The organism is Paenarthrobacter sp. TE3676, from assembly GCF_056279165.1.
In genome coordinates this window covers 662,734-681,157 of sequence record NZ_JBWBQU010000001.1, presented here as the reverse complement: position 1 = coordinate 681,157, position 18,424 = coordinate 662,734, and the positions used below count along the sequence as shown (strand labels likewise).

The following is an 18,424-nucleotide window of genomic DNA, read 5'->3' as shown; positions in this document are numbered from 1 at the left end:
AAGTCTGGACTTTTACAGACATAATGTCCTTGTGACATCTGCGACCCATGCCCCCAGTACCCCGGCGCACCCGACGCTGAACCGCCCCAACCTGGTTTCTGTTGGAACCGTTGTTTGGCTGTCCAGTGAGTTGATGTTCTTCGCCGGCCTCTTTGCCATGTACTTCACCCTGCGCTCCACATCAGGAACGATGTGGGCCGAGGAGACGGCCAAGCTCAACTTCCCGTTTGCGCTCGTCAACACCATCGTCCTTGTGGCAAGTTCCTTTACTTGCCAGATGGGCGTCTTTGCCGCCGAGCGGCTCGAGCCGCGCCGCACCGGTGGGCTCCTGCAGTTCACGCGTTGGGGCATGACCGAATGGTTCTCCCTCACGTTCGTCATGGGCGCCTTCTTCGTAGCCGGCCAGACCATGGAATACGCCATGCTCGTTTCCGAGCATGTATCCCTGTCGTCCAACGCTTACGGCTCCGCCTTCTACATGACCACGGGCTTCCACGGTCTCCACGTCATCGGCGGCCTGATCGCATTCCTGTTCATCATCGGCCGCGCGTTCGCAGCCAAGAAGTTCGGACACTTTGAAGCGACGTCGGCGATCGTCACCTCGTACTACTGGCACTTCGTTGACGTTGTGTGGATCGGCCTCTTCCTGGTCATCTACGTTCTGAAGTAAGCCCGGCTTTGACTCTTTTTCTACAAGAGGCAGAATTTCAAGAAGCGGCTCTCGGAGCCGACGCAGGATCGAATAAAGGAACCACCACGTGAAGGCACTCTCGCAGAAGCGACGTCACCCACTGGCAGCCATTGCGCTGTTGCTGATGGGCCTCCTCCTCACTGGTGGGCTGTACGCCGTTGCCACAACTGTCAACCAGGCCAAGGCCAGCACCACAAGCTTCAGCGCAAGTGACGTAGAAGAAGGCGGCAAGCTCTTTGCCGCTAACTGCGCCACCTGCCACGGCATGGGTGCAAGCGGAACCCAGGACGGCCCCTCGCTGGTCGGCGTGGGTGCTGCTGCAGTTGACTTCCAGGTTGGCACCGGCCGCATGCCCATGCAGATGAGCGGACCGCAGGCCCAGCAGAAGCCCGCCCAGTTCAATGCGGAACAGACCAAGCAGCTCTCTGCTTACGTTGCATCCCTCGGTGCAGGTCCAGCTATTCCCGAACAGAACCTCCTCGACGGGAAGGGAGACGCAGCCAACGGTGGCGAACTCTTCCGTGTCAACTGCGCCATGTGCCACAACGCCGCTGCTGCCGGTGGCGCCCTGACCCGCGGCAAGTTTGCCCCGGCCCTGGCAGGTGTAAGCGCTGAGCACATTTACGAAGCCATGGTTACCGGTCCCCAGAACATGCCCGTCTTCAGTGACTCCAACGTCACCCCTGAGGACAAGCGCGACATCATCACCTTCCTGAAGACCATCGAAGCCAACGGGTCCCCCGGTGGCGCAGACCTGGGCGCACTTGGCCCGGTATCTGAAGGTCTGTTTGTTTGGGTTGCCGGCTTGGGTGTCATCATCGCATTCACGATCTGGTTGACGTCCCGCACGTCCTAACCCGGACACGACAAAACTTCTGCTGCACGGTCAGCAGTTTGAAACTGAAAATAACTCGGCCCCGGCCGAGACAACGAGAGAAGGATGAGGCGAATTATGGGCAACCATAGTGACGGCAGTCCGAACCACTCGGGCACCGTAGCTACGGCTGGTCAGAATGAGGTGGAGAAGTTCCAGGATCCTGGACTGCCTCCGCATCGTTTGCGCCTGGCTGACACGGACCCGGTAGCCGCAAAGCGCGCCGAGCGTCAGGTAGCCATTCTGTTTGGCACCTCTGTAATCGGTACGCTGGTGTTCCTGGTGGCATACTTTGCCATCGACTTGGGCGACGATACCTCTATTGCAACCATCCGCACCCAGAACCTTCTTCTGGGACTCGGTACGGCGTTCGCAATGCTGGGAATCGGCACCGGAATCGTGCACTGGGCCAAGGCCCTGATGCCCGATCACGAAGTGTCGGAAGAGCGCCACGCTATCCGTACTGAAGAAGATCGCCAGGCAGCAGTCCGTATTGTCGATGACATCGTCGACGAGACCGGCATCAAGCGTCGCCCGCTGATCCGCAACACCCTTCTTGGTGCCGTTGCACTTGCTCCCCTGCCTGCCCTCGCCATCTTCGGCGATCTGGGTCCGCGGCCGGACAACGCTTTGGCACACACCATGTGGGCGCCTGAAGGCGACAAGCTCAAGCGACTGACCCGCGACCCTGATGGCACCCCCATCAAGGCTTCGGATGTCACCATCGGTTCGGCTTTCCACGTGATCCCCGAAGGCCTCAACGAACTCCACGAAGGCAAGCTGAACGAGAAGGCAAAAGCCGTCGTTCTCCTGATGCGCCTGGACCCGGATTCGTTGAACCCCTCCGAGGGCCGCGAAGACTGGAGCTACAACGGCATCGTTGCTTACTCCAAGATCTGCACGCACGTCGGTTGCCCGGTTGCTCTCTACGAGCAGCAGACGCACCACCTCCTGTGCCCCTGCCACCAGTCCACCTTTGACCTCACGCAGGAATGCAAGGTCATCTTCGGACCGGCAAGCCGTCCGCTCCCCCAGCTGCCCATCGCAGTTGATGCAGAGGGCTACCTCGTCGCAACCAGCGACTTCAGAGAACCTGTAGGACCGAGTTACTGGGAGCGTGACGAGCATGAGCGCCTCATCAACAGCTGAAGCCCCCTTCGTCCCGAAGACCAAGGTTGGTAGTTTCACCAACTTCGTGGACGAGCGTGTTGGCGGCTCCGGCATCCTGCGCGAGTTCGGCCGGAAGGTCTTCCCCGACCACTGGTCGTTCATGTTCGGTGAGGTGGCGCTGTACTCCTTCGTCATCTTGCTGATGTCAGGTACCTTCCTGACCTTTTTCTTCGACCCCTCCATGGCGGAAACCCATTACCAGGGTTCCTACACGCCGCTGTACAACGTCGAAATGTCGGTTGCCTACAGCTCGTCACTGAACATTTCGTTTGACGTTCGTGGCGGTCTGTTCATGCGCCAGGTTCACCACTGGGCAGCGCTGTTGTTCGTAGCGTCCCTCGGTGTGCACATGCTGCGCGTCTTCTTCACGGGCGCTTTCCGCAAGCCCCGCGAAATGAACTGGGTAGTGGGCGGCGTGCTGCTCATCCTGGCAATGGCTGCCGGCTTCACCGGCTACTCCCTCCCCGATGACCTGCTGTCCGGCAACGGCCTGCGCATCATCGACGGCGTCATCAAGTCCATTCCGGTCATCGGAACGTACACCTCGTTCTTCCTCTTCGGCGGAGAGTTCCCGGGTACGGCCATCATCGGCCGTCTGTACGTCCTGCACATCCTCCTGGTGCCGGCGCTCATCCTCCTGATGATTGTCATCCACCTCTTCATGGTGGTCGTGCACAAGCACACCCAGTACCCCGGCCCGGGACGCAATGACGGCAACGTCGTCGGCTACCCCCTCGGCCCGGTATACGCCGCAAAGGCTGGTGGATTCTTCTTCATCGTCTTCGGAGTCCTGGCGCTCATGGCGGCAGCGTTCACGATCAACCCGATCTGGAACTACGGCCCCTACGATCCCTCCCCGGTTTCGGCCGGTACCCAGCCTGACTGGTACATCGGTTTCGTTGACGGAGCCCTGCGTCTTATGCCGGGTGTCATCAACGACTTCCACTTCGAGTGGGTCATCTTCGGATACACCCTGACCCTCAACGTCCTGCTTCCCGCGCTCGTACCGGCCGGCATCATCTTCACTGTGCTGTTCATGTACCCGTGGATCGAGCGGTGGGTCACCAAGGACAACCGCGAACACCACGTCCTGGACCGCCCGCGCAACGCTCCTACCCGTACTGCCATCGGTGTTGCAGGCTTCACTTGGTACTGCGTGATGTGGGCGGCTGCTGGCTCCGACCTGATCGCAACACACTTCCACGTGTCGTTGAACGATGTCACTTACTGGCTGCGGACACTGTTCTTCATCGGCCCTGTCATCGCCTTCATCGTGACCAAGCGAGTAGCACTGGCCCTCCAGCGCAAGGACCGCGAAATTGCACTTCATGGTCGCGAGACAGGCCGCATCGTCCGACTCCCCCACGGCGAGTTCATCGAGGTTCATGCCCCGCTGGATGAGTACAAGCGTTACAAGCTCGTCGGGTTCGAATCACCGGCTCCGATCCCGGCCCAGCCGAACGAGCACGGCGTAGTCACCCGCAAGGAGAAGCAGCGCGCGGCACTCTCCCGCTGGTTCTTCGAAGACCGTGTTGCCCCGGCAACGCCTGCGGAACTCGAAGCAGCACACGCACATGGCCACCACGAGGCCATCGCAGCTGGTGAAGACCAGAAGAGCCTGAGCCACTAGCGCTTAGCACTCGACATAAGGGAAGGACCCGGTCCACATGGACCGGGTCCTTCCCTTATGTCTGCTCTATTTCGGCAGCCTGCAGGGCGTGCGGGCAGCTCAAGGTCTACTGTGTGCGGTACCCCGACGAGTAGTTGCGCGTGGGACGAATTCCCGGGCGCTGCAAGGGAACCCACAGTTTGTAGCGGTCCGCACGGTAGTACGAGACGGAGTAGTCAACCATTGCACGGGCAACGAAGGCGTGCCGCTGAATCTTGAGTAGCGGGGCGCCGACGTCGACGTTGAGAAGCCGGGCAGTTGACGGCGACGCTGCAGTGGCCTCAATCATGTCCTCACCCCACTCCATCACCAAGCCGAAGCGTTCGCTCAGAACGTTGTACAGCGACGTTGGCGGTGCCTCGTCGAGCAGTCCAGGCACCCGATGGGCCGGAATGAAGTTCTCATCCACGCTCATGGGTTCGTTATCGGCCAACAGCAGACGCCTGAACCGCACCAGGGGCGTGCCCTCGTCCAGTTGCAGCTCCCTGGCGAGGAAAGCACTTGCCGCAATTTGTTCGAAGCTCAGTACCTTTGCAGCGGGCACCATTCCGCGACGCTGCATTTCCTCGCTGTAGGAGGTTAACTTCACCTGCAAATCCAGCTTTGGCTTCCTGACAAAGGTTCCAAGGCCCACTACACGCTCTATTACCTCTTCGCCAACCAGAGCATCAATAGCCTGACGAACTGTCATCCTGGCCAGCCCGAACCGTTCCGACAGGCCCCGCTCGGATGGGAGCGCAGACCCTGGTGGGCAGGACTGGGCGATAAACGTGCGCAGAATTTCACGGAGTTGAACGTAGATGGGCGTCCCGCTGGCACGGTCGATTTCGCCGGCAATGCTTGCTGCCTCAGCCACGGCAGACTTCCAGCAATTGAGTCATGCTTCAAGGATAATTCAGCATGGCCGGAGGTCTAGACCACCGAGGTGCCATGTGGAATGGGCGGCGCCCCGGCGGCTACGCTGGTATGGATCAATTTTCAGACGGAAGTTCCGTCGTATCAAAGGAGCTGGGTTGCCGGAGCAGAGAACCTTCGTTGCCGCTGAAATCGGGCTGCACGCACGGGCAGCCGCAGTATTTGTTCGTGCTGTCACCGAAACAGGACTGCCGGTGACGATTCGCAAGCCCGACGGCGACCCGGTGGACGCCCGTTCCCTTCTGGAAGTGATGACCGAAGATTTCGGACATGGGTGCGAAGTCTTCCTCGCAGTAGCTCCAGACGCACTCAGTGGCGATCAGAGCCTTCCGGAAGCCGAGAATGCCCTCCTAGCTCTTTCCGCCGTCCTGGAGGGCGCACAAGCCCACTGAAAGCACTCTCAGCTTCATGTGAAGATCCACTGTGATGCGATTGCGTTCCCGCACAACGAGGACTTAACGACGATGGACCCCACCTTCCGGTGGGGCCCATCATTGTTATACCAACTAGTTAGTGGGCGTGATCGCCACGGCTGTACTCGAAGACCCAGCCAACCAAAGCAATCAAGGCAAGTCCGCCGGCAACGTACGTCACCCAGAACCCAATGGCGAGACCGAGGAAGCCTCCTGCGCAAGCCAAACCAAGGACCAGCGGCCACCAGCTCCAGGGGCTGAAGTGACCCTGCTCGCCAGCTCCCTCGTGGATCTCTGCGTCGGGACGGTCTTCGGGTCGAAGGCCGATGCGCTTACCAGTGAATCCGAGGTAGGCACCGATCATGCCGGCAAGGCCACCGACCAGGAGGATGCCCAGGACACCGACCCATTCATTCCATTCCGTCAGGAAACCGTAGGCGATGGCTACGGGGACGAAGAAGAAGACTCCGGCTCCGAAGAGCCACGATTCAATTTTCATTTGCTGACGTCCCTTTGGTCGGCGTTACCCAAAACGGCTGCTGCGGGTGACGGGGCCTCGGCGGTGTGAACCTGGGCCAACTCCGGGTGGTGAAGGTCCAGGGCCGGGCGCTCGGAGCGGATACGGGGCAAGGAAGTGAAGTTGTGGCGCGGCGGCGGGCAGGAAGTTGCCCACTCCAGCGAGGCACCGAAGCCCCACGGGTCATCCACTTCTACCTTTTTGTTGCTACGCCAGGTGATGTAGACGTTCCAGAAGAACGGCAGGAGGGAAGCACCCAGGACGAAGGAAGAAATAGTGGAGAACTGGTTCATCCACGTGAAGTTATCCTGCGGCATGTAGTCGGCGTAGCGACGCGGCATACCCTCAACACCCAACCAGTGCTGGATGAGGAACGTGCCGTGGAAGCCGAGGAACAGCAGCCAGAAGTGGATCTTGCCGAGGCGCTCGTTGAGCATCTTGCCTGTCCACTTGGGCCACCAGAAGTAGAACCCTGCAAACATGGCGAATACGACGGTACCGAACACAACGTAGTGGAAGTGCGCCACAACGAAGTACGAGTCAGATACGTGGAAGTCCAGCGGCGGCGAGGCCAGGATGATGCCGGTGAGACCACCGAAGAGGAAGGTCACGAGGAAGCCGATGCTCCAGAGCATGGGCGTTTCAAACGTAATGGAGCCCTGCCACAGCGTTCCGATCCAGTTGAAGAACTTCACGCCGGTTGGAACTGCGATGAGCATCGTCATGAAGGCGAAGAACGGCAGCAGCACGGATCCGGTCACGTACATGTGGTGGGCCCACACGGTGACGGATAGTGCGGCGATGGCGATCGTCGCGTAGACCAGACCCTTGTAGCCAAAGATCGGCTTGCGGCTGAAGACCGGGAAGATCTCGGACACGATGCCGAAGAACGGCAGCGCGATGATGTACACCTCGGGGTGGCCGAAGAACCAGAACAGGTGCTGCCAGAGGACCGCACCGCCGTTCTCGGGGTCGAAGATGTGGGCACCGAAACGGCGATCCGCACCGAGTGCGAACAGCGCTGCAGCCAGCGGCGGGAACGCCATCAGTACCAGGATGGCCGTAACAAGCGTGTTCCACGTGAAGATGGGCATGCGCCACATGGTCATGCCGGGTGCACGCATGCAGATGATGGTGGTGATGAAGTTGACAGCACCAAGGATGGTACCGAAGCCTGACAGAGCAAGGCCGAAGACCCACAGGTCACCACCGACACCGGGACTGAACGTTGTGTTCGAGAGAGGCGCGTAAGCAAACCAACCGAATGATGCAGCACCCTGGGGGGTGATGAATCCGGACACGGCAATGGTCGAACCAAAGAGGAAGAACCAGAAAGCCAAGGCGTTCAGACGCGGGAAGGCAACGTCGGGCGCGCCAATCTGAAGCGGCATGATCACGTTGGCGAAGCCAGCAAACAGCGGTGTAGCGAACATCAGGAGCATCACGGTGCCGTGCATCGTGAACATCTGGTTGTACTGCTCTTTGGTCTGCAGAATCTGCATACCAGGCTCGAACAATTCAGCGCGGATCAGCAGCGCCATGACGCCGCCGAGGCAGAAGAACACGAACGACGCAATCAGGTACATGTACCCGATGGTCTTGTGGTCCGTGGAGGTGATCCAGTTGACGACAATGCGTCCCTTGGATTTAGGAACTACGGGGGCTTCTAGGACCCCCGGTGCGGATTGAGTGTACGTAGCCACGTCGCTCCCCTTACTTGGTTTCGTTCAGGTTCGGGTTGCGGTCATATTCCGCACCGAGCAGGCCCGTGTTGCCATCCTGGCGCAGCTTCTCCATGTGAGCCTGGAATTCAGTCTCGGAGACAACCTTCACGCGGAAGAGCATTTCGGAGTGGTATTCACCGCAGAGTTCGGCGCACTTGCCATCGAAAGTGCCCTCCTTGGTGGGGGTGAACCTGATGTAGTTCGTCTTGCCGGGAATCATGTCGCGCTTCTGAAGGAAGGCGGGAACCCAGAAGGAGTGGATGACATCGCGGGAGTTCAGCTCCAGGTCCACTGACTTGCCAACCGGCAAGTACAGGGTGGGGAGAAGTTCCTTGTTGACCTCGGCACCGGTCAGGTGGGCTTGAACGCCGGCCTCGTGGAGGTCTTCGTTGATGACCTCACCCTTTTTGTAGTTGAAGTCCCAGGCCCACTGTTTGCCGCGGACGTCAACAACGACGTCGGCGGGCTGCGAGCGGTCATCGATCGCACGCTGGTCCTGGTCGGTGAAGTAGAAGAACACCAGCACCATGAACAGCGGGATGGTCAAGTAGAAGACCTCGAGCGGCAGGTTATAGCTGAGCTGCTTGGGGAAACCCGTGGTGCCCTTGCGGCGACGGTAAGCGATGATGCACCAGACCAGAAGGCCCCACGTGATAATACCGACTGCCAAGGCGGCGATCCATGAGTTGACCCAGAGGTCCATGATCCGGTCAGTGTGGTTGGTCGTGCCGCGCTCTGTAGGCAGCCAACCCTTCTCTACCTCTGGTGAACATCCGGTCAAAACCAACGCGCCGGCTAGTGCCAAGCCAGTGATCGATGTGATCTTTATGCGTCGGCTGCCGGTTCGGTTCTGCGAACTCACAGACGGCCCTTCCTCTTGTTGCTGTCTCCCGGCAGGCCGAAGGCTCACCGGGCACACTAAAAGTTTTACTACCCGATGTAGAGCTTACCGCTATCACGCGGTTTTCGCGCACATGTCGGCGCCGTGGCTCCGAACGGTTTCAAACCGCGCGAAGAGGCGCCGACATGCGGCGATGGCTCACATCAGTGGAATGAATCGCCGCAGGCGCAAGACCCGCCGGCGTTTGGGTTGTCGATGGTGAAGCCCTGCTTCGAAATGGTGTCTTCGAAGTCGATGCTTGCGCCGCTGAGGTAAGGAACGCTCATCTTGTCCACTACGACCTCAACGCCGTCGTAGTCGCGCACAGCGTCTCCGTCGAGCAGGCGCTCATCGAAGTAAAGCTGGTAGATCAGCCCCGAGCATCCTCCGGGCTGGACTGCAACGCGCAGCCGAAGGTCTGTGCGCCCTTCCTGCTCGAGGAGGCTGCGGACCTTGCCTGCGGCGACGTCGGTCAGATTGACCTCGTGCGTGGCCAGTTCGTCGTCGTTGGTGACGAGCTGTGCTCCGGTGCTGTTTTCGTTGGTTGCAGTGCTCATTGGCCTACCTTCTTATGAAGCTCCTGGCGGCGGCGCCGGAACGCTGCCTGCCCTTACCCAATTACGTACGGGTTATAGCTAATGCTACGTCGCGCAGACGCTTAGCTATAACTCCTGACGTAACCACAGACAGCATTCCGTTGTTCCCGGCGCGCCGTGGGAGCTTACTCCACCAAGCCCTCGGCGTTGAGGCGGGCCAGCATCAGGGCTTCGGCCAACACCGCGTGCCGGAAGTCTCCGATGTGCAACGATTCGTTGGCACTGTGCGCGCGGGAATCGGGGTCCTCCACACCTGTCACGAGGATCTGGACGTCCGGATACATCTCCAAGAGGTCGGAGATAAACGGAATGGAGCCACCGATGCCCATTTCCACAGGTTTGACGCCCCATGACTCACCCAGCGCCCACAGTGCCACCCGCGCCGCAGCGGAAGTCGTATCGGTGGAGAAGGCATTACCCCTCTCCCCCGGCGTGAACGTCACCTTTGCACCAAAAGGCGCATTGGATTCAACGTGCTGCTTCAGGGCCGCCATTGCTGCTTCGGGATCCTGGCCCGGAGCCAACCGCATGCTGAATTTTGCGCGGGCCGCCGGTATGAGGGTATTCGAAGCGACATCGACAGCCGGGACGTCCATACCGATGATGGACAGTGCGGGCTTGGTCCACAGGCGGGAGGCGATGGTTCCGCTCCCGGCGAGCCTCACGCCGTCGAGCACTGAGGCATCGGCGCGATAGTCCGCTTCGGTGAGGTCCACGGCCGCCTCGTCACGGCCCACAAGTCCTGCTACCGCAACGTTCCCATCATCGTCGTGAAGCGTGGCAATGAGCCGGGACAAGAGAGTAGGAGCATCGAGCACCGGGCCGCCGAACATGCCTGAGTGCACGGCATGCTCGAGGACGCGCACTTCGAACGTGCCGTCCACCAAACCCCGGAGGCTGGTGGTCAGGGCGGGAACGCCCACTTTCCAGTTACTGGAGTCGGCAACAACAATCACATCTGCCCGGAGAAGTTCCTGGTGCTCCTCGAGGAATGTCCGGAAAGTGGGCGACCCCGCTTCTTCCTCACCTTCGAAGAACAAGGTCACGCCGAGCCCGAAATCTTCCCCCAGGACCTTAGTGACAGCACTGTATGCGGCCAGGTGCGCCATGATCCCTGCTTTGTCGTCGGCAGCGCCGCGGCCGTACAACCGGCCATCACGTTGTTGGGCGACGAACGGTTCCGACTTCCAGAGGCTCCGGTCCCCGGGCGGCTGGACGTCATGGTGCGCGTAGAGCAGGATGGTCGGCTTGCCTTCGGCGGCAGGTCGGCGCGCGACGACGGCAGGACCACCGGGCGTACCGTCACCCTTGTTGCAGCGAAGGATGCGGACGTCCTCCATGCCGGCTTCCTTAACCAAGGAAGCCACGGCGTCAGCGCTTCGATCCAGTTCCTTGGGATCGAAGCTTGGCCATGCAATCCCGGGAATACCCACCAGCTCTTCCAGTGACGCGAGTGTGTTCTCGAAAGAGTCGTTGACCGCCGTGGTCAGTGCCTCGACCGGAGTGGAGTCGGGGTGCCCTTGCTTGTTCTGCGGGATCTCCGCATGTGCTGAAGTCATGGGCCACACTTTACCGCCGGGGATTCTCCCGCCGCAGCAGGCGCAGCCCAAGCCATGGGGCTTGATGCAGGGCAAAGGGCTCGAGCAACCGGACACGTAACGTGCGCCACCTTCTTGAGGGGTATTCTGTATGGGTGTTCGGACGCAAAAAGGAAGAGCCCAGCGCTCAATCAGTAGTAGATCAGGCCTACGCCACCGCACCGGAGTCCGGTGCGGGAAAAGGCGCCCCAACGCCCAAACGGAAGGACCAGGAAGCGGCCCGCAAGCGCCCTTTGGTTCCCAACGACCGTAAGGCCTCCAAGGCAGCGGAAAGGGTAGCCATCCAGGACCAGCGGCAGAAAATGCGGCAGGCCCTCGATACAGGTGACGAGAGGTTCCTCCCCCTTCGCGACAAGGGGCCTCAAAAGCGTTACACGCGTGACTACGTGGACGCTCGGTTCAGCTTGGGCGAGTACCTCATGTTCGGCGCTTTGCTGTTCGTCGTAATTTCCCTGATCATTCCGCCCACCAGCGCCGGCATCAGCTACGTCCTTATTGGATTCTGGATCATGTTCCTCGCTGTCTTCGTGGACGTCTTCATCCTGTCGCGCAAGCTTCGCAAGCGGCTAACCGAGAAGTTCGGCGAAGTGGAACGGGGCTCCATCTGGTATGGATGCATGCGTGCCCTCCAGTTCCGCAAACTCCGCCTTCCCAAGCCCCAGGTAAAGCGCGGGCAGTACCCCGCCTAGGCGCCGGAAACCCAGGCACCCCAACCCTTGCATTCAAGAAGACCCCGGACCACTGGTCCGGGGTCTTCTTGTAGCTGGTATCAGCGAGCTGCCCGCTGACGAAGTTTCACGAGGCCCTTGTTGATGCGCGAAGCCCAAAAAGGTCCTTCATAGAGGAACGCTGTATAACCCTGCACCAGAGTTGCTCCAGCGTCCAAGCGGTCCTGAACATCCTGCGGCGTCTCCACGCCCCCCACCGCAATGAGCACGAGCTGGTCCCCCACAGCGTTCTTGAGCCTGCGCAATACATCCAGGGAGCGCTGCTTCAGGGGTGCTCCCGACAAGCCGCCCGCACCCAGGGACTCCACCTTCGCGGCGTCGGAGACGAGCCCATCACGCGAAATCGTGGTGTTGGTGGCAATAATCCCATCGAGCTTCAGGTCCAGCGCAAGGCGTGCGACGTCGTCGACATCATCATCGGACAGGTCCGGCGCGATCTTGACCAGAAGGGGTACATGCCGGCCGGCAGCTTCGTCCGCAGCGTCGCCAACAGCCCGCAACAGGGGACGCAGCGTCTCCACATTCTGCAGCAAGCGCAGCCCCGGCGTATTCGGAGAACTAACATTAACCACCAGGTAGTCGGCTGCCGGCGCCAGGCTACGTGCACTCACCAAATAGTCCTCGGTAGCGTCGTCGAGCTCAACCAGCTTGGTCTTGCCGATGTTCACCCCAATAACCGGCCGGACGTCGGGGTATTGCCGCTGCAAAGCAGCTCGTGCTGACTTGAGTCTCGGCGCGACTGCTGCGGCGCCGTCGTTGTTGAATCCCATGCGGTTGATGACCGCTTTGTCCTCAATCAAACGGAACAGGCGGGGCTTTTCATTGCCTGGCTGCGCCTGGCCGGTGATGGTCCCCACCTCCACATGTCCGAAGCCGAGCTCGGATAAGGCTTCAATGCCGTGACCCTCTTTGTCGAAGCCTGCTGCCAAGCCGAAAGGAGACGGAAAGGTGAGCCCCAGCGCTTCCGTCCGAAGGGAAGCATCAGGAGCTGTAATCCTGGACAAAATCCGGCCGGCTCCGGAACGGTGGGCCGCCCGGATGCCTTGGAAGCCGATCTTGTGGGCTTTCTCGGCATCCATCCAGGAGAAGGCCAACTTGAAGAATGTGGGGTAAACACGCATGGTCCTAGTTTTCCCGCTTACAGACAACTCACCAAACCCGTGACCCGGCCTGCCGCTAGCATGTAGGCATGCCGCCGGAAAATCGTGACGCAGATCATGGAAGCCAAAAGGTCGCTGCCGACGTCGTAGTAGTGGGAGCCGGGTTGTCCGGGCTGGTTGCCGCGGCTACGGCCTATGCTGCCGGCAAGTCAGTGGCTGTCCTGGACCAGGAACCGGGGGTATCCGTGGGCGGTCAGGCGCACTGGTCCTTTGGCGGCCTTTTCATGGTCAACACGCCCGAACAGCAGCGCCTGGGTGTCAGGGACAGCACAGAACTCGCCCTTTCGGACTGGCTGGCGTCGGCCGCTTTTGACCGCTCCGTGGACCAGAAGGCCCGGGAGTGGGCCGAGGCTTATGTCCACTTCGCCTCAGGTGAGAAGCGGACATGGCTACGGAGCCTGGGCGTAGGCTTTTTTCCTTTGGTGCAGTGGGCTGAACGCGGCGGCTACGGGCCGCAGGGCCACGGCAATACCGTGCCCCGGTTCCACGTCACATGGGGCACGGGACCCGCGCTGGTTGAACCGTTCCTCGCCAAGGTGCTGGAGGGCGTTGATACCGGGAGGGTCGGCCTTCACTTCAGGCATCGGGCTTTGTCGCTGACGACGACGGCGGGCAGGGTCACCGGCGTTTCCGGCGACGTTCTGCAACCGTCGACGGCGGTCAGGGGACAAGCATCCGGCCGCATCGTCATCGGGAGCTTTGAGGCAACGGCGGGAGCCGTGGTGGTGACCACTGGCGGCATCGGCGGCAATCACGCCAAAGTGCGCCGGCAATGGCCGGACGACACGGCTCCCGACTACATGCTCAGTGGAGTACCAGCTTCAGTTGACGGCGAGTTCCTGTCCGCCGTGGAATCCTCGGGAGCTGCCCTGGTCAACGGCGACCGCATGTGGCACTACCCCGAAGGAATCCACAACTATGATCCGGTGTGGCCCAACCATGGAATCCGCATCCTGCCCGGCCCATCCTCACTTTGGCTCGACGCCGAAGGACATCAGCTGCCGGCGCCGCTCTTTCCTGGCTTTGACTCACAGGGAGCGCTTCGGCACATAGTCGGGTCGGGACATGGGTATTCATGGTTTGTCCTCAACCGCACCATCGCACTCAAGGAACTGGCCCTCTCCGGGTCCGAGCAGAACCCGGATCTCACAGGTAAAGATTTCCGGCTGCTCGCAACGCGGCTCCGGCCTGACAGCGACGCGCCCATTCAGCGTTTCATGGACAAGGGTGTTGACTTTCTCCAGGCGGCAACGCCTATAGAGCTTGCTTCACGCATGAACCACCTCACAGGAAGGTCCTTGATCGACGGCGACGGGCTCGACTCAATGATCCGGGCCAGGGACAGCCAAGTAGCCAGCGGACTAGGCAAGGATCCGCAGTTGTCAGCTATCAGGGCAGCACGGCGCTTTGCAACCGACAAACTCATGCGGGTGGCTCGCCCGCATCGTTTGACTGACCCTGCGCACGGACCCCTGAGTGCCATTCGGCTGTCCGTACTGACACGTAAGAGCTTGGGCGGTCTCACAACCGATCTGCGCTCAAGGGTGCTGGACGATGAGGGGAACGATATCCCGGGCCTCTATGCGGCCGGAGAAGCTGCCGGATTCGGCGGAGGCGGTATCCACGGGTATCGGGCTTTGGAAGGAACATTCCTCGGCGGTTGCCTCTTCACGGGGAGAGCCGCGGGCCGGGACGCCGCCGCCAGTGTCTAAGCTAAAGCCATGGAGTGGACGGCTGACATCCTGGGAACCGACTTCCAATCCTGCAGGGTTGACGCCCCAGGGCCGGATGGCGTGGTCCGGCGCGCCACCTTGATTCGGCACAGGGTGGAATCCAAAGACCAAGCTGACAGCGACGCCTACTCAGCGCCGAAGCGCTACGGTGCCGTACTTTTCCTGCACGGTTGGAGCGATTACTTTTTCAACACCGAGCTGGCCCGCTTCTGGGCACAGCAAGGCTACGACTTCTACGCCCTGGACATGCACAACCACGGCCGGAGCCTGCAGGCCGATATGCCCGGCGGCTACGTGGCCGACTTGGCCGACTACGATGGCGAGATTGAGAAGGCCATCGAAATCATTCGCCACGACCACACTGCCTCCTCAACTGGAAGCCTGACCCTGATGGGCCATTCAACCGGAGGACTGGTTGCGGCGCTTTGGGCCAGCCGCCACCCGGACGACATCCAATACCTGATTCTCGACAGTCCATGGCTGGAGATGCACGGTAGTTCATTGGTGCGGCGCGCAGCGCAAGCCATGGTGTCCCCGATCGCACGGATCCGCCCGGAGATGGTTTTGAGGTTGCCGGAGCGGGGCTTCTACTTCCGGAGCATCAGCAGCACTGCTGAGGGGGAATGGACCCTGGATGAGAACTACAGGCCTCCGCTCGCTTTCCCTGTCCGGGCAGGTTGGTTGAGCGCTGTGTTCGCAGGCCATTCGCAAGTTGCCCGCGGCTTGAAGCTGGAGATGCCTGTCCTTGTGCTGACGTCCACCACCAGCGCCAATGGCATGGTGTGGCAGGAAACGATGCGCCGATCGGACGCCGTCCTGGACGTTAGCGTCATTGCACTGCGGGCGATGGCCTTAGGCCGGACAGTTACCTTGGAACGCATCGACGGAGCCCTCCATGACGTCTTCCTTTCAGCGCCGGCAGTAAGGAAGGACGCTTATTCACGACTTGCCCGGTGGGTCAAAGGATTTATGGACAACAACGAGCCGGATCGTCGGCGGGAAGGGGACGCATGACCACCACGGAGGAGTCGGTTTCACTATGGCAGCCCGACGTCCTCGGCCACGGCTACGAGCGCATGGATTTGCCCTTGAAAGCCGACGAGGAGGGGCCAGTAAAGACGACCCTCATCAGGCATGCACCGCCCGTGGCCCATCCGTCCCAGCAAGGCGTGCTTGATTTCCTGGCTTCCTTTACCAAGAGCAAACGACGCCCCGCCCCATCTGATCCCGGCGGAGCCCCGACGGTGGTCCTCTACCTGCACGGATGGGCGGACTACTTTCTACAGACGGAGCTGGCCGAGTACCTCACGGCGTCAGGATTTCACTTCTATGCCCTGGACCTCCGGAAATTCGGCCGCAGCCTGCTACCGGGACAGACACCCGGCTACACATCCGATCTTGGCGTATACGACGAAGACCTCGCCGCAGCCTTACGTGTGATCGAACGGGACGTAGCCACAAGGACCAATAACGCGACGCCACCCACTATCCACCTGCTCGCCCACTCCTTGGGCGGCTTGATCGCGGCCCTTTGGGCCGACCGTAATCCCGGCCGAGTGGGAACGTTGGTCCTGAATTCTCCATGGCTGGAACTGCAGGGAAGCAGCCTGGTCCGAAGTATCGCCATGCATCTGGTGGAACCCTTTGCCCGGACCGATCCAAAACGGCCTTTCAGGTTCCCGGAAATGCCCGCATATTGGGAAAGTGTCAGCAACGAGGCACATGGCGAGTGGATGCTGGATCTGGTGTGGCGTCCGCGGGCTTCGTTTCCTATCCGGGCCGGATGGACAAAAGCAGTTCTAGCGGGCCACGCCGCGGTAGGGCGCAAGCTCAACATAGACGCCCCGGTGCTTGTGCTTTTGTCCGGGAGGACCAGGATCCAGGCCGAATGGACTGCCGACCTCATGCGTGCCGATGCCGTCATCGACGTTGAAGAAACGTCGCGGCGGGCGCTTGGTCTTGCCCGCAGGATCGCTGTTTTCCGCTATCCCGGCGCCCTGCACGACGTATTTCTGTCAAGGCGCACAGTCCGCCAACAGGCATACCGTGACGTTGCTGTGTGGCTGGCGGCCTACCCGTACTGAGTTAACGTGTATGTGCTATTTGACAGCGGGCGCCGCGTCCACGGCCCCTCCGTAGCGACGGTCGCGTTTGGCATAAATTTCGACGGCGTCCCAAAGGGTCCGCCGATCCACATCCGGCCACAACGTATCCATGAAGACGAACTCCGCATAAGCCGACTGCCAAAGAAGGAAATTGGATAGCCTCTGCTCCCCCGAACTGCGCAGGAAGAGATCCACATCGGGAAGGTCCGGTTCGTCCAAGTACTTTTGAATGGTCTTCTCCGACACCGACCCCGGCTTCAACCGGCCAGCGGCGACGTCGTGCGCGATTGCGGAAACGGCGTCGGCAATTTCTGCACGCCCACCGTAATTAACACACATGGTCAGCGTGCAGGTGTCGTTGGCTCGGGTGTAGTCCTCTGCCTCTTCCAGCTCCTTGATGACCGATCCCCACAGGCGGGGCCTGCGGCCAGCCCAACGGATGCGGACACCCCATTCATCGAGTTGGTTGCGTTGGCGGCGTAGTACATCCTTGTTAAATCCCATGAGGAATCGAACTTCCTCCGGTGACCGGCGCCAGTTCTCGGTGGAGAACGCGTACACACTGACGTACTTGATCCCGAGTTCGATCGCTCCTGCCATGACGTCCAAGAGCGCAGGCTCGCCGGCCTTATGTCCCTCTATCCGAGGGAGGCCCCGCTGATTAGCCCAACGCCCGTTGCCGTCCATGACTATGGCCACGTGCTGCGGAATGAGCTCACTCGGAATACTCGGCGGCAGAGCTCCGGAAGGGTGTCCATAAGGGGCAATCACCGGGGCAGTCCTCGCCGCTGTTGATTTACTCTTCTTTCCAAGTACCACTGTCAGCTTCGCTCCACGTGTTTGAGTGATTTCAGGGCTCGTTCAAGATGCCACTGGAGGTAACTGGCAACCAAGCCGGCAGCCTCCCGCCTGTGCCGCGGATCCGAAGCATCAGCGACGCTCCAATTGCCAGTTAGTAAGGCGCCCAGCAACAGTACTGTCTCCGGCGCCGGAGCCGGAGAGCCCGGGGGCCTGCAGTCGCCGCACACCATGCCGCCAACGGGGGCGGCAAACGCTGTGTGAGGACCGGGACGGCCACACCGTGCACAATCAGTGAAGCTTGGTGCCCACCCACCGGTGGCCAGCGCCCGCAAAAGATAAGAATCAAGAATGAGCTCGGGTGGATGGTCCGAACGGCTCAAGGCAGCCAGCGCACCAACCAGCAGATTATATTGGGCGGTCCCTGATTCGGTATCAGCATCCGTGAGCTTCTCGGCAGTCTCCGTCATGGCTGCAGCCACAGTGAACCGCCCATAGTCGGCCGCGATACTACTTCCGTACGCGCCCTTCGCCACGGCCTGGGTCACAATGTCCAGGGTCCGGCCCGAGACCAGTTGCAGGTCCGCCACCATGAAGGGCTCCAGCCGCGCCCCGAAGCGGCTACTGGTCCTGCGAACACCCTTGGCAACGGCACGAACCTGACCATGGTGTTTGGTCAGCAGAGTGATGATTCGATCCGCCTCGCCCAGCTTGTGGGTACGAAGCACCACGGCATCGTCCCGATAGGACCGCGCTGCAAACGACGGATTGGCCACAACTAATCTTCCCACTATGCCTGGTCCGGCAGTGTTCGCCGGACCGTGTGGTGACGGTATTTCCCGTCACCACACGG

Annotated in this window: 18 protein-coding genes; 9 read left to right on the top strand and 9 right to left on the bottom strand. The window is 60.8% G+C overall.

Annotation, left to right across the window (positions count from 1 at the left end; genetic code table 11):
- Window positions 1–31: 31 nt before the first annotated feature.
- The 4 genes from ctaE to qcrB all read left to right on the top strand — a co-directional run bounded on the left by ctaE (window position 32) and on the right by qcrB (window position 4,365).
- Complete coding sequence (ctaE, locus tag ACZ881_RS03305) at window positions 32–670, top strand: aa3-type cytochrome oxidase subunit III (protein WP_081589141.1); 639 nt, start codon at window positions 32–34, stop codon at window positions 668–670.
- An 88-nt stretch (window positions 671–758) separates the two neighbouring features.
- Complete coding sequence (qcrC, locus tag ACZ881_RS03300; RefSeq protein ID WP_091467705.1) at window positions 759–1,547, top strand: cytochrome bc1 complex diheme cytochrome c subunit; 789 nt, start codon at window positions 759–761, stop codon at window positions 1,545–1,547.
- 96 nt (window positions 1,548–1,643) lie between these two features.
- Entirely contained in the window at window positions 1,644–2,714 is a 1,071-nt protein-coding gene (gene qcrA / locus ACZ881_RS03295; RefSeq protein ID WP_026005323.1) for a cytochrome bc1 complex Rieske iron-sulfur subunit, read from the top strand.
- Window positions 2,692–4,365 (top strand): cytochrome bc1 complex cytochrome b subunit, encoded by a 1,674-nt coding sequence (gene qcrB, locus ACZ881_RS03290; RefSeq protein ID WP_178993937.1) that lies wholly within the window; start codon window positions 2,692–2,694, stop codon window positions 4,363–4,365. The genes qcrA and qcrB overlap by 23 nt, the downstream gene beginning before the upstream one ends.
- A 106-nt stretch (window positions 4,366–4,471) precedes the next feature.
- Here qcrB and ACZ881_RS03285 read toward each other — a convergent pair whose 3' ends face one another.
- On the bottom strand, window positions 4,472–5,260 hold the full coding sequence (locus ACZ881_RS03285) for a GntR family transcriptional regulator (protein ID WP_476112499.1): 789 nt from the start codon (window positions 5,258–5,260) through the stop codon (window positions 4,472–4,474).
- 157 nt (window positions 5,261–5,417) lie between these two features.
- Here ACZ881_RS03285 and ACZ881_RS03280 point away from each other — a divergent pair, with 157 nt between their 5' ends.
- Entirely contained in the window at window positions 5,418–5,711 is a 294-nt protein-coding gene (locus ACZ881_RS03280; RefSeq protein WP_178992669.1) for an HPr family phosphocarrier protein, read from the top strand.
- Window positions 5,712–5,829: 118 nt separating this feature from the next.
- Here ACZ881_RS03280 and ACZ881_RS03275 read toward each other — a convergent pair whose 3' ends face one another.
- The 5 genes from ACZ881_RS03275 to ACZ881_RS03255 form a co-directional block, all read right to left on the bottom strand.
- Window positions 5,830–6,231 (bottom strand): cytochrome c oxidase subunit 4, encoded by a 402-nt coding sequence (locus ACZ881_RS03275; RefSeq protein WP_017197598.1) that lies wholly within the window; start codon window positions 6,229–6,231, stop codon window positions 5,830–5,832.
- Window positions 6,228–7,952, bottom strand: coding sequence for an aa3-type cytochrome oxidase subunit I (ctaD, locus tag ACZ881_RS03270; RefSeq protein ID WP_011774899.1), 1,725 nt, complete (start codon window positions 7,950–7,952; stop codon window positions 6,228–6,230). The genes ACZ881_RS03275 and ctaD overlap by 4 nt, the downstream gene beginning before the upstream one ends.
- Window positions 7,953–7,962: 10 nt before the next feature.
- Window positions 7,963–8,835, bottom strand: a complete 873-nt coding sequence (gene ctaC / locus ACZ881_RS03265) for an aa3-type cytochrome oxidase subunit II (protein ID WP_091467712.1) — start codon at window positions 8,833–8,835, stop codon at window positions 7,963–7,965.
- Window positions 8,836–9,017: 182 nt separating this feature from the next.
- Window positions 9,018–9,410 carry a HesB/IscA family protein gene (locus tag ACZ881_RS03260; RefSeq protein ID WP_011774901.1) on the bottom strand — a complete coding sequence of 131 codons (393 nt, stop codon included), beginning with the start codon at window positions 9,408–9,410 and terminating at the stop codon, window positions 9,018–9,020.
- Window positions 9,411–9,574: 164 nt separating this feature from the next.
- Window positions 9,575–11,008, bottom strand: a complete 1,434-nt coding sequence (locus ACZ881_RS03255) for a dipeptidase (RefSeq protein ID WP_178992668.1) — start codon at window positions 11,006–11,008, stop codon at window positions 9,575–9,577.
- A gap of 134 nt (window positions 11,009–11,142) precedes the next feature.
- Here ACZ881_RS03255 and ACZ881_RS03250 point away from each other — a divergent pair, with 134 nt between their 5' ends.
- On the top strand, window positions 11,143–11,736 hold the full coding sequence (locus ACZ881_RS03250; protein WP_017197596.1) for a DUF3043 domain-containing protein: 594 nt from the start codon (window positions 11,143–11,145) through the stop codon (window positions 11,734–11,736).
- 80 nt (window positions 11,737–11,816) lie between these two features.
- On the opposite strand, the gene ACZ881_RS03245 is transcribed toward ACZ881_RS03250, so the two are convergent.
- Window positions 11,817–12,896, bottom strand: a complete 1,080-nt coding sequence (locus tag ACZ881_RS03245; RefSeq protein WP_178992667.1) for a quinone-dependent dihydroorotate dehydrogenase — start codon at window positions 12,894–12,896, stop codon at window positions 11,817–11,819.
- A 68-nt stretch (window positions 12,897–12,964) separates the two neighbouring features.
- Between ACZ881_RS03245 and ACZ881_RS03240 the strand changes: the two genes are divergently transcribed.
- The 3 genes from ACZ881_RS03240 to ACZ881_RS03230 are packed head-to-tail and all read left to right on the top strand — an operon-like array spanning window position 12,965 to window position 16,752.
- Entirely contained in the window at window positions 12,965–14,647 is a 1,683-nt protein-coding gene (locus ACZ881_RS03240) for an FAD-binding dehydrogenase (protein WP_476112495.1), read from the top strand.
- 9 nt (window positions 14,648–14,656) lie between these two features.
- Window positions 14,657–15,682 (top strand): alpha/beta hydrolase, encoded by a 1,026-nt coding sequence (locus ACZ881_RS03235; protein WP_476112493.1) that lies wholly within the window; start codon window positions 14,657–14,659, stop codon window positions 15,680–15,682.
- Window positions 15,679–16,752: an alpha/beta hydrolase gene (locus ACZ881_RS03230; RefSeq protein WP_476112491.1), complete on the top strand. Its 1,074-nt coding sequence runs from the start codon at window positions 15,679–15,681 to the stop codon at window positions 16,750–16,752. The genes ACZ881_RS03235 and ACZ881_RS03230 overlap by 4 nt, the downstream gene beginning before the upstream one ends.
- 15 nt (window positions 16,753–16,767) lie before the next feature.
- On the opposite strand, the gene ACZ881_RS03225 is transcribed toward ACZ881_RS03230, so the two are convergent.
- Window positions 16,768–17,592: an isoprenyl transferase gene (locus ACZ881_RS03225; RefSeq protein WP_178992663.1), complete on the bottom strand. Its 825-nt coding sequence runs from the start codon at window positions 17,590–17,592 to the stop codon at window positions 16,768–16,770.
- A gap of 2 nt (window positions 17,593–17,594) precedes the next feature.
- Window positions 17,595–18,347, bottom strand: a complete 753-nt coding sequence (gene recO / locus ACZ881_RS03220; protein WP_091467725.1) for a DNA repair protein RecO — start codon at window positions 18,345–18,347, stop codon at window positions 17,595–17,597.
- Window positions 18,348–18,424: the final 77 nt, after the last annotated feature.

Bases quoted from the DNA above. Each gene is read 5' to 3' on its own strand.
- qcrA (WP_026005323.1), top strand. From the start codon at position 1,644: ATGGGCAACCATAGTGACGGCAGTCCGAACCACTCGGGCACCGTAGCT.
- qcrB (WP_178993937.1), top strand. From the start codon at position 2,692: ATGAGCGCCTCATCAACAGCTGAAGCCCCCTTCGTCCCGAAGACCAAG.
- ACZ881_RS03275 (WP_017197598.1), bottom strand. From the start codon at position 6,231: ATGAAAATTGAATCGTGGCTCTTCGGAGCCGGAGTCTTCTTCTTCGTC.
- ACZ881_RS03260 (WP_011774901.1), bottom strand. From the start codon at position 9,410: ATGAGCACTGCAACCAACGAAAACAGCACCGGAGCACAGCTCGTCACC.
- ACZ881_RS03255 (WP_178992668.1), bottom strand. From the start codon at position 11,008: ATGACTTCAGCACATGCGGAGATCCCGCAGAACAAGCAAGGGCACCCC.
- ACZ881_RS03245 (WP_178992667.1), bottom strand. From the start codon at position 12,896: ATGCGTGTTTACCCCACATTCTTCAAGTTGGCCTTCTCCTGGATGGAT.
- ACZ881_RS03240 (WP_476112495.1), top strand. From the start codon at position 12,965: ATGCCGCCGGAAAATCGTGACGCAGATCATGGAAGCCAAAAGGTCGCT.
- ACZ881_RS03235 (WP_476112493.1), top strand. From the start codon at position 14,657: ATGGAGTGGACGGCTGACATCCTGGGAACCGACTTCCAATCCTGCAGG.
- ACZ881_RS03230 (WP_476112491.1), top strand. From the start codon at position 15,679: ATGACCACCACGGAGGAGTCGGTTTCACTATGGCAGCCCGACGTCCTC.